Annotated in this window: 11 protein-coding genes; all 11 read left to right on the top strand. The window is 60.2% G+C overall.

All coding sequences use genetic code 11. The annotated features are described in order from the left end of the window. The first annotated feature begins 756 nt into the window (after positions 1-756). Positions 757-1,773 (top strand): ABC transporter substrate-binding protein, encoded by a 1,017-nt coding sequence (locus Q0U90_RS11065; protein ID WP_297455042.1) that lies wholly within the window; start codon positions 757-759, stop codon positions 1,771-1,773. Positions 1,774-1,812: 39 nt separating this feature from the next. Further along, positions 1,813-2,760: an ABC transporter permease gene (locus Q0U90_RS11060; RefSeq protein WP_297455039.1), complete on the top strand. Its 948-nt coding sequence runs from the start codon at positions 1,813-1,815 to the stop codon at positions 2,758-2,760. Beyond that, on the top strand, positions 2,753-3,796 hold the full coding sequence (locus Q0U90_RS11055) for an iron chelate uptake ABC transporter family permease subunit (protein WP_297455036.1): 1,044 nt from the start codon (positions 2,753-2,755) through the stop codon (positions 3,794-3,796). Before Q0U90_RS11060 ends, Q0U90_RS11055 begins: the two co-directional genes overlap by 8 nt. After that, the gene (locus Q0U90_RS11050) at positions 3,793-4,551 is read left to right on the top strand and encodes an ATP-binding cassette domain-containing protein (RefSeq protein WP_297455034.1); all 759 of its coding nucleotides are present in this window, start codon (positions 3,793-3,795) and stop codon (positions 4,549-4,551) included. The genes Q0U90_RS11055 and Q0U90_RS11050 overlap by 4 nt, the downstream gene beginning before the upstream one ends. Before the next feature lie 44 nt (positions 4,552-4,595). Next, a complete protein-coding gene (locus Q0U90_RS11045) occupies positions 4,596-5,501 on the top strand; it encodes an RNase H family protein (RefSeq protein ID WP_297455032.1) in 906 nt (301 codons plus the stop codon). A 112-nt stretch (positions 5,502-5,613) separates the two neighbouring features. Continuing rightward, on the top strand, positions 5,614-6,744 hold the full coding sequence (locus Q0U90_RS11040; RefSeq protein WP_297455030.1) for a hypothetical protein: 1,131 nt from the start codon (positions 5,614-5,616) through the stop codon (positions 6,742-6,744). 94 nt (positions 6,745-6,838) lie between these two features. After that, the gene (locus Q0U90_RS11035; RefSeq protein WP_297455028.1) at positions 6,839-7,879 is read left to right on the top strand and encodes an HAD-IIA family hydrolase; all 1,041 of its coding nucleotides are present in this window, start codon (positions 6,839-6,841) and stop codon (positions 7,877-7,879) included. A gap of 6 nt (positions 7,880-7,885) precedes the next feature. After that, positions 7,886-8,113 (top strand): hypothetical protein, encoded by a 228-nt coding sequence (locus Q0U90_RS11030; protein ID WP_297455025.1) that lies wholly within the window; start codon positions 7,886-7,888, stop codon positions 8,111-8,113. 5 nt (positions 8,114-8,118) lie between these two features. Next, on the top strand, positions 8,119-8,958 hold the full coding sequence (locus Q0U90_RS11025) for a TlyA family RNA methyltransferase (protein ID WP_297455023.1): 840 nt from the start codon (positions 8,119-8,121) through the stop codon (positions 8,956-8,958). Continuing rightward, entirely contained in the window at positions 8,951-9,949 is a 999-nt protein-coding gene (locus Q0U90_RS11020; protein ID WP_297455020.1) for an NAD kinase, read from the top strand. The genes Q0U90_RS11025 and Q0U90_RS11020 overlap by 8 nt, the downstream gene beginning before the upstream one ends. A gap of 58 nt (positions 9,950-10,007) precedes the next feature. Beyond that, positions 10,008-10,261, top strand: a 254-nt coding sequence (locus tag Q0U90_RS11015; protein ID WP_297455016.1) for an AAA family ATPase, incomplete at its 3' end; no start/stop codon positions are given.

The raw sequence follows: 10,261 nt of genomic DNA, 5'->3' as shown, positions 1-10,261 counted from the left end.
TATTGTTGTGTGTGGGGCGTGGTTGCCTACCTCCTTGTTGTTGTGGGGGTGGGTGACTGTGCCCCACACTTTTTACACCTATGGGTAAACAAGATTCACCTGGGGTTGGTCCGGTCGGCAGCGGAAGGTGTACCTACCGGAGTCTCGGGCGCTCAACGGCAAGGCTACCTGTGTTGATGGACAAAAGCGTGTCCTCTTACCGGATTGCCCGGTAGGTTCCTTTCGCTGCTTGCTCTAATGCGAGTTACTGACCGCGTTTATGTCAGAAATGGCGCGAAAAATGGCTTGAAAGTGTCATAAACTCGCACAGTTTCAGATTTGCAGCCCGCATCCGCGTCAGCTGCCCGTATCCATGTTCGCAGCCCGTATTTACACGTACAGCCTCCAATCGCGCGTACAACCCCTCCGTCATACTTACAGCCCTGATTCACATGTAAAACCCGTAAACGGATTCGCAACTACGCTCATCTAGGCCCAAGCATGCTTCGATAGTGCGCAGCTTGCGTTCGACAGTGCACCAGTTACCCCCGTTACCGAACGCTTCAAACAGGTCGCTACCAGTACAAATTAGCCAACGCTAATCCAAGTTCGAAACATGCCCTAAATATCCGGTAATTTCACAGCGCATTTACTTGTTAAATAGGGAACCCTAAGCTAAGGTAACGCGGGTAATGATTACCTAAGTAGGCGATTGGGTGATGGCGTCGTCGTGACGCATATTTAACAATCCTACTGTGACCGAAGGGATGCCTGTAAGTGGCGCGTTCTAACTCCGGCCGAGTCCGCAATCTTCGCAATATCGTAGCTGCATCTGTTGCCAGCCTTGGACTTGTTCTTGGCGCATGTTCTGCCGATGGTGGCAACGAGGATAAGTCTGCAGCTGCAGGTAACGAGTCAACTGTAACCGTTACCGACAATCACGGTGAGCAGACTGTACCGGCCGAAATTGACACCGTTGTAGCCACTGATAACCGTTCTTTCGAGATGCTTAACCAGTGGGGAATTGAGCTGGCCGCAGCTCCTAAGCCGATTATCCCGTTCACAGTTTCCGACTACAAGGACAATCCTGACATTCAGGACATCGGCAATCACCGCGAGCCGAACCTCGAGATCGTTGCGGCTGCCGACCCGGATGTGATTGTCACTGGTCAGCGTTTCGACAAGTACTACGACGACCTGAAGAAGCTCGCTCCGAACTCCGCCATCGTGGACTTCGAGCCGCGCGAGGGCAAGCCGCTGGATGAGGAGCTTAAGCGCCACGCAAAGGGCATGGGTACCGTCTTCGGTAAGGAGAAGGAAGCCGACCAGCTCATCGCGGACTTCGACAAGGCTCTAGAGCGTGCTCGCAAGGCCTACAACCCGGATGTGAAGGTCATGGCGCTGAACTCGTCGGGAGGCACTCTCGGCTACATTGCGCCGACCGTTGGCCGTACCTTTGGTCCGCTGTTTGATTTGATTGGCATGAAGCCGGCGCTGGAGGTCGACAAGGCTAGCGATGATCATCAGGGTGATGAGATTTCCGCTGAGTCCATCGCAAAGGCGAACCCGGACTTCATCATGGTGCTTGACCGTGACGCTGGAACCTCGGTGCGTGGTACCGATGAGTACCGCTCGGCACAGTCTGTGGTCGAGGAAGCTGCTCCGCTGAAGAACGTGAAGGCCGTCAAGGAGGGCAAGATTTACTACGCCCCAGAGGACACTTACACCAACGAGTCCATTATCACGTACACGGAGATTCTGAACGAGCTTGCCGACGCCTTCGAGCAGGCCTAATAGTTCTCTGACCAGTCACAGGAGTACCTCACCAACTCTATGCAGAAGTTACTGGAACCCCGATTAGCCATTGGGATTGCCGTTGTGGCAGTCCTGGTGGCTATGTCGCTGTTTGTAGGCCAATACGACATCCTGGGCGCCGACGACGGCTGGGAGATGTTCGCCACCACGCGTATTCCGCGCACCATTGCGCTAGTGCTCTCTGGTGCCGCGATGGCGATGTGCGGCCTGGTCATGCAGCTGCTTACGCACAACAAATTCGTCGAACCCACCACGACGGGAACCACGGAATGGGCTGGGCTTGGCCTGATCTTCGTGATGTATTTCTTCCCCTCGGCGTCGTTGCTCGGCCGCATGAGCGGCGCGATTATCTTCGCTTTCATCGGCACAGCAGTGTTCTTCCTGTTCTTGCGCCGAGTCACTTTGAAGTCGAGCCTGGTCGTGCCCATCGTGGGCATCATGCTGGGCGCGGTAGTCAGTTCGATTTCGACTTTCTTTGCGTTGCAGACAGACATGCTGCAGTCGCTGAGCGTCTGGTTCGCGGGCTCCTTCACCGATATTTACAAGGGGCAGTACGAATTCCTGTGGCTGGTCGTCATTGTGGTCGCGATCGTCTTCGTATTCAGCGATCGGCTGACGGTAGCGGGCCTTGGTGAGGACATCGCGACCAACGTTGGCCTGAACTACAGGCGGATTGTGTTCCTGGGCACGGGACTTATTGCCGTTGCAACGGGACTGGTCACGGTCGTTGTGGGCAACCTGCCGTTCCTGGGCCTTGTCGTCCCGAATATCGTCTCCATGTTCCGCGGCGATGACTTGCGTTCCAACTTGCCGTGGGTGTGCCTGGTGGGCATTGGCATCGTGACAATTGCGGACCTGATTGGCCGCGTCATTATCGCTCCGTTCGAGATTCCGGTATCGGTGATTCTCGGCATTCTGGGTGCTGCCATTTTTGTCTATCTGATTGTGGAGCGGCGTCGTGCTTAATCTCAGTTCAACTACTGCTGCAACCAACCAGGCTGGGGCGCAAACGACGTCGTTTAGCACGGGCGCTGCGGCGCGCAGGTACTGGATCATCATTGCTGCGCTGGCAGGCTTGGCGACGTTGTTTACCGCAGGCCTGCTCGCGTGGGACAACCCGTTGCCATTCGGCACAGATGGTTTTTGGCTTATCGCGCGTCGGCGTTTCGATGCCGTTATCGCCATGATTGTGGTTGCCTGCTGTCATGCTGTCGCAACGGTGGCGTTCCAGTCGATTGCGAATAACCGAATTATTACGCCGTCGATCATGGGCTTCGAGGCGCTGTACGTGGCTATTAGCACCGCCGCGGTGTACTTCCTCGGTGCGACGGGACTGATGAAGGCCGGTTCAGTTGGTGCGTTTGTGCTGCAGCTTACGTTGATGGTGGGGCTGTCGCTGGTGCTGTATGCGTGGCTGCTGACCGGGCAGGGTGCGGATATGCACAGCATGCTGCTGGTGGGCATTGTCATCGGCGGCGGGTTGGCTTCCCTTTCGACGTTCATGCAGCGCATGCTCACACCGTCGGATTTTGACCTGCTCACGGCGCGGCTGTTCGGTTCGGTCAACAACGCTGATCCAGAGTTTTTCCCGGTAGCTATTCCGTTGGTGGTTGCAGCAATCGTGGTAGTTCTGCTGCATTCGCAAGCGCTCAATGTCATGTCGCTGGGCCGTGAAGTCGCGACGAATCTGGGTGTCAATTACCAGGCTCGGTCCATCACTGTGCTGGTCGCGGTGTCGGTGCTAATGGCGGTGTCGACGGCCATGGTTGGCCCGATGACCTTCCTCGGATTCCTGGTCGCGACCATTGCCTACCAAGCCGCGGATACCTATGACCACCGCTATGTGCTGCCGATGGCGGCGTTAATTGGCTACGTCACGTTGGCCGGCGCGTACTTCATTCTCAATCACGTTTTCTACGCCCAGGGCGTGGTATCCATCATCATCGAGCTGGTTGGCGGTTCGATCTTCCTCTACGTCGTTTTGAAGAAGGGACGGCTATGATTCTCCTCGACAGTGTGCGCAAGAGCTATACCAGTGAAGTGTCGATTGGCCCCGTTGACCTGGAGATTCCCTCCAACTCCATCACGGCGCTAATCGGCCCGAATGGTGCGGGCAAGTCCACGCTCTTGACTATGATTGGTCGCCTTCTAGCCATCGACTCGGGCGACATCAACGTCGGTCCGTACAACGTGGGCAAGACCAAGTCGAAGGACCTGGCTAAGGTGCTCTCGATCCTGCGCCAAGACAACCACTTCGTCACTCGTCTTACCGTGCGTCAGCTGGTCAGCTTTGGCCGCTTCCCGTACAGCCAGGGGCGGCTGACCGTCGAGGATGAGCGCATCATCTCCAAGTACATTGAGTTCCTCAATCTTGAGGCGCTGCAGGGCCGCTACCTCGACGAGCTCTCCGGTGGTCAGCGTCAGCGCGCGTATGTCGCAATGGTGCTCTGCCAGGAGACGGATTACGTGCTTCTCGACGAGCCGTTGAACAACCTGGACATTTCTCATTCGGTCGACATCATGTCGCACCTGCGCACTGCAGTGCGCGAGTTGGGGCGCACCATGGTGGTGGTGTTGCATGACATTAATTTCGCGGCTCGCTACGCGGATTACATCTGTGCGGTGAAGGACGGCCAGATCGTTGAGCACGGCCCAACTGTGGAGCTGATGCGTTCGGAGATTCTAAGCCCGATCTTCAACACCCAGATCGACATCGTCGAGGGCCCGCACGGCCCGGTCGCCTGCTACGGCTCTTAAGGCAATTCCTGGCTGGCCCCGCGCAGCCGATACAATCTAGCCTCATGACTATTACTGCTGCCGTTGACGGTTCCGCCCTGCACAACCCCGGACCTGCCGGGTGGTGCTGGTATATCGACGACAGCTGCTGGGCTGCCGGCGGATGGAAAGAGGGAACCAACAACCGCGGGGAGCTCACCGCACTTGCCGAGCTGCTCCGCGCCACCGCGCACATCCCCGACGAGCCACTGTTCGTCCTGTGCGATTCGCAGTACGTGATTAACTCCGTCACCAAGTGGATGCCGGGGTGGAAGCGCAAGGGCTGGAAGAAGCGCGACGGCAAGCCCGTCCTCAACGTTGATATTTTGCAGGACATCGACCAGCTGCTCGTTGGTCGCAATATCCACCTCGAATGGGTCAAGGGCCATTCCGGCCACGACATGAACGAGGCTGCTGATCAGCGCGCCCGCGCTGCCGCCACTGCGTATCAGAAGGGCATTGCCGTGCCCGAGGGGCCAGGTTTCGCTGGCACGGGTAGTCGCGCCCAAGCCAACAGCTCGCAGTCGAAGGCCGCGCCTGCCGCCTCCGCCGCGCCTTCTTCCGACCTCAAGGCGCCCAAGCCCGCCACCTTCGAGCAGGAGGGCCTCTTTGACTTCGTCGCCGACACCACCGTGACGCCCGAGGATGCCGCCAAGGAAGCTCTTACCGTTTTCCGTCGCGCCGCACGGCGCGCTGAGCAGGGCAATATCCGTGCGCTGAAGGCATTGCTTAACGACGCCCTGGGCTCAGACCTCCCCGTGCCAGACGGGCTTTCGGATGCCGAGCATGAGCTCCGCGTCGAGGGAACCACCGCCACCGCGCAGTTCACCACCGAAGACTGGGTTGGGCTGGCTGTCTGGGATTTATCCGAAGCAGTGGGGAAGGCCACAGGTACCGCCCGTTTGCTGGGCTGGAATGTGGGCAGGTCTTAGCAGTAATATGAAAGTTTGGCTTTTAGGTAGACCACCAGGCAATCCGGGGTTACTGGTAGCCTGAAAAACACATAAATTCTTTTTCTCATTACGTATAAGGAGCTCCGACTTCATGGCTGAGCACGAAGGTCCTCGTTCTGGCGAAGGCCGAGAAAATCGCGGAAACCGCGGGTCTAACCGTTCCCATGGTCGTGGCGAGGGCGGATTTAAGGGCCGCAACCGCAACGATCGTCGTGGACAGGGTGGTGGCCCAGGTGGTCGCGGCCGTGGCGGTCACGGTGGTAACCGCAATTCCCGTGGCTCACGGGGCTTCCGTCGCGATGATCGCGATGATCGTGACTTTAACCGCGGCGATCGCAATGAGCGCGGTGGCCGTGGTTACGACCGCAACGACCGCAATGATCGTGGCGAGCGTCGCGGCCCGGGCGGACGCGGTGGCCAGGGAGGTCGCAACTTCGACCGTCGTGGTGGTAAGCCGCGTCGCTCCAACCGTGGTGGCCGCTTCCAGGATGAGAAGCGTACGCACCGCACTGGCCCGCAGCGCCCAGGTTTCCGCGAGGAGCGCATTGAGGCCCGCAAGAACGAGCCGAAGCTGCCAGATGACATTCGCGCAGACGAGCTCGACCCGAGCGTGCGCCAGGATTTGAAGAGCCTGGCTAAGGACAACGCCGACAAGGTCGCTCGTCACATGATTATGGCTGCAATCCTGATGGCTGAAGACCCGAAGCGTGCCCTGGAACACGCTCGTGCAGCGAAGGATCGTGCAGGTCGCGTCGGTGTCGTTCGAGAGACCGCTGGTGTCGCCGCGTACCACGCAGGTGAGTGGAAGGAAGCTCTAGCTGAGCTGCGTGCTGCTCGCCGCATCTCCGGTGGCCCGGGCATGCTCGCAGTTATGGCTGACTGTGAACGCGGCCTCGGCCGCCCGGAGAAGGCCATCGAGCTGGCTCGCTCCGAGGAAGCCAAGCAGTTGGACAACGAGTCCAAGACTGAGCTGGCTATCGTCGCCGCAGGTGCCCGCCGCGATATGGGCCAGATTGATGAGGCTCTGGTTGAGCTGGAGACCCAGGATCTGAACCCGGACCGCGAGGACTTCGAGGCTGCTCGTTTGTTCTACGCTTACGCTGACGCGCTGGTGGAGGCCGGTCGGAAGGACGATGCCAAGGTGTGGTTTACCCGCTGCGCCAAGATTGATGTCGACGAGATGCTCGATGCTCGCGAGCGCATCGAAGAGCTGAACAAGTAATTAGCCGCCGCCAACGCACCGCTGACGCAATCCGGCTGCGCATCTACAATTCGTCGTAAAGCGTTCCTATTTCGTAAAAGGAGAAATGCACCTCATGGCTTCTGTCGCTTCTTCCTATGATGCCGCTCTGTTGGATTTGGATGGCACGATTTACGAAGGTGGCGCGGCGATTCCGAACGCGCTGGAGGGGCTGACCGAGGCGGCGTTGCCGATGGTGTTTATTACGAACAACGCCTCACGCGCGCCGCAGACGGTGGCGGATCAGCTCAATGAGTTGGGCTATGACGTTCACGCGGACGATGTGATGACGTCGGCGCAGGCGGCCATTGAGATGGCGGCGGAGGTCATTGAGCCGGGCTCGAACGTCTTTGTGTTGGGGGCGGAGTCGTTTAGGCAGTTGGCTCGTGAGGCGGGGTACACGATCGTGGATTCCGCTGATGATAACCCTGCGGCGGTGTTCCAGGGGCTCAACCGTGAGATGACGTGGAAGCAGATGTCGGAGGCGGCACTGGCGGTGTCGCGAGGTGCGCGCTACCTGGTGTCGAATTTGGATACGACGTTGCCGTCGGAGCGCGGTTTCCTGGTCGGCAATGGTTCGGTTGCTGCCGCGATTTCGACGACGACGGGTGTCGCACCGCTGTCGGCGGGTAAGCCGAAGCCGCCGATGTTCATTAAGGCCGCGGAGCGCGTGGGCGCGAAGAATCCGTTGGCGATTGGTGACCGCCTGGATACCGACATCGCGGGCGGAAACGCCGCAAAGATGGACACGTTTATGGTGGTCACGGGAGTTTCCACGCATATGGATGTTGTCGCGGCGCCGCCTGAGCACCGACCGACGCTCATCGGTGCTGATATGACTGCGCTGAATCGTGAGCTAGATCAGGCACGTCCGGCTCCGCAGGCTGGTTTCACCGCGCGTTACGACGACGCGGAGGCCGGTGTCATCGTTCTTTCTGGCGGTGACACGGAAGATCGCCGGTTGGCGAACCCTGCGGAGGCTGCGGTGGCGGCGCTGCTGACGGTCGTGGATGTGGTGTGGAACTCTGAGGCTGGTCGTGCTGGCGCAGTGGAGGTCGCGCAGGTTCGTGCGGATGGCCCGGCTGCTGCAGCGGCGCTGGCAGCCTGGCGGATGTGATAGCCGATGAGTGAGGTCGCACCGAAGCCGGGCCCCAAACCCGCCCCCGGCCCTGCACCTAGCCCGGCGGCAATGCCCGGTGCACGCGAGGTAACTCCAGAGGATGTCCGGGAGCAGGTTGCGGCCGCGCTGTCCGCGCCAGCCCCGACTCCGCAGGAGAGAGTCGCGCAATTCGAGCGGGCGCATGAGATTTTGTATGAGGCCCTGGGCTCGTCACGCAGGGAAGGAAAGTGAACGCGGTGGCAAAGAAAGCCCCTAAGCGCAGGCTCGATGCTGAGCTGGTGCGAAGGAAGATTGCTCGCTCCCGTGAGGCGGCAGTGGATATGATTAAAGCCGGCCGAGTGGAGGTCGGTGGCTTTGTTGCCTCCAAGCCCGCAACTGCGGTGACGGGGGATGTGTCCATTCGCGTCAGTGGCCTGGAAGAAGACGAGAACTGGGCATCGCGCGGTGCGCACAAGCTGCTCGGAGCGCTGGAAGCTTTCGAGCCGCAGGGTCTGGGCTTGAAGGGCCGGAAGGTGCTGGATGCCGGTGCCTCAACGGGAGGTTTCACCGATGTGTGTCTGCGTCGCGATGTCGAGACCGTCTACGCCGTTGATGTCGGCTACGGTCAGCTGATTTGGCGCTTGCAGGATGACCCGCGGGTGGTTGTGCTCGACCGAACTAATGTCCGCACGCTAACACCTGAGATTCTCGGTGGCACGGCTGATGTCATGGTTGGTGACCTGTCCTTTATTTCTTTGAAGCTGGTCCTGCCAGCGATTGTCTCCTGCCTCGACGAGGGCGCTGACCTGCTGCCGATGGTCAAGCCGCAGTTCGAGGTGGGCAAGGAGCGCCTTGGTTCCGGTGGTGTCGTGCGCAGCGATGCGCTGCGCCAGGAAGTTGTCCAAGAAGTCGCCGAATACGCCCGCACACTGGGGCTGTCCTTCCGAGCGGCTGTGGCCAGCCCACTGCCGGGCCCGAGCGGCAACGTGGAGTTCTTCCTGTGGCTGGTGAAAGACGGCGGCGCCAGCGATATTGGTGATGAGGCTATGGCTGCGGCCATCGCCAAGGCCGTCGAGGAGGGGCCGCACAATGACTAGCTCACCGACCAGCTCACCAACGAGCTCACCGACCAGCGCGAAGACTAGCTCACGGACTAACAACTCCAAGACCAGCGCAGGCAAGCGCGAGATTCTGCTGGTTCCACACACTGGCCGTAGCGCCAACCTGGAAATGGCCGCCGAGGCCGCCGAGCTGCTCGGAGCTGCGGGCATCGATATCCGCGTGCTGGCCGGTAAGAACCCGGAGGCACTGGCCGCGCACCCAACGCTTGGTAAGTACCCGCGCTACTGGCATTCCCCGCAAGCGGCGTCGGGATGCGAACTCGTCCTCGTCCTCGGCGGTGACGGCACCTTCCTGCGCGCCGCGGATATTGCGCATTCGGCTGATCTGCCGGTGCTCGGCATCAACATGGGGCACGTGGGCTTCCTCGCCGAGTGGGAGCAGGAGTCCATGACGGAGGCGATTAATCGCGTTATCAAGCGTTCCTGGCGTATCGAGGACCGCATGACCATCCGCGCCACCGTCCGTGACACCACCGGCCGCGTAATTGGCTCGGGTTGGGCACTGAACGAAGTCAGCATCGAAAACGTTAACCGCCGCGGCGTGCTGGATGTCATCCTGGAGGTCGATGGCCGCCCGGTGAGTTCCTACGGCTGTGACGGCGTGCTAATTTCCACGCCGACAGGCTCCACCGCGTACGCCTTTTCCGCAGGTGGGCCCGTGCTCTGGCCGGAACTCGACGCCATGCTGGTCGTGCCCAATAACGCCCACGCGCTGTTCTCCCGCCCGCTGGTGATCTCCCCGCATTCGACCATCGCCATTGAAACCAACCACGACACCGCCGAGGCAGTTGCGGTGCTCGATGGTTTCCGCAATATCTCTATGCCTCCGGGCAGCCGCATCGAAATCGAGCGTGGCGTGCAGCCGGTGCGCTGGGTGCGTCTGGACGAGCAGCCGTTCGCCGATCGTCTGGTGCACAAGTTCCGCTTGCCGACGTCCGGGTGGCGCGGCCCCGCCGAAGCTCAATAGCCCCTAAACACGGCAGACAAGACCCGACACTTCAAGGGAAGGACTGATTGCAAGCGCCATGCTGACTGAGATTTCCATCCGCGACCTCGGCGTAATCCCCGATGCGACGCTTGAATTCAGCCCAGGCCTGACCGTACTCACAGGCGAAACTGGCGCGGGCAAGACCATGGTGGTCACCAGCCTCAAGTTGCTCTGTGGCGCGCGTGCCGACGCCGGCCGCGTGCGCACCGGCGCCGACAAGGCCCTGGTGGAAGGCCGCGTGTCCACCGAACACCTCTCCGAGGAAGAGTCCGCCACCATCGATGCTGTGGT

It is taken from the genome of uncultured Corynebacterium sp. (assembly GCF_946998835.1).
Lineage (GTDB): Bacteria > Actinomycetota > Actinomycetes > Mycobacteriales > Mycobacteriaceae > Corynebacterium.
This window is presented reverse-complemented; position numbering and strand designations above follow the sequence as displayed.